This is a genomic window from Paraburkholderia sp. SIMBA_027 (assembly GCF_046535315.1).
Classification (GTDB): Bacteria; Pseudomonadota; Gammaproteobacteria; order Burkholderiales; family Burkholderiaceae; genus Paraburkholderia; species Paraburkholderia tropica.
The window spans coordinates 1-277 of sequence record NZ_JAWRWY010000438.1 but is presented as its reverse complement, the minus strand read 5'-3'; the positions used below and the strand labels follow the sequence as shown (position 1 = coordinate 277).

Below are 277 nucleotides of genomic sequence, written 5' to 3'. Positions count from 1 at the left end.
CTGTTTCATCATCGAGCAGCGCCTGCGTGAGCTGATGGATATCCCGGGCTTTCATGACGACCAGCACGGCACGGCAATCATCGCCGCCGCCGGCCTGATCAACGCGCTGGGGCTGACCGGTCGCGACCTCAAGACCACCAAGCTCGTCTGCAATGGTGCGGGTGCCGCCGCGATCGCCTGCGTCGAACTCATCAAGGCGATGGGTTTTGCGGCCGAGAATATCGTGCTCTGCGACACCAAGGGCGTGATCTACCAAGGCCGCACCGAGGGCATGAAC

1 protein-coding gene is annotated in these 277 nt (G+C 62.8%); it reads left to right on the top strand.

What is annotated here, in order from left to right; genetic code table 11:
* A partial coding sequence (locus tag SB764_RS39745; protein WP_410866717.1) for a malic enzyme-like NAD(P)-binding protein occupies positions 1–277 on the top strand: 277 nt, incomplete at both ends.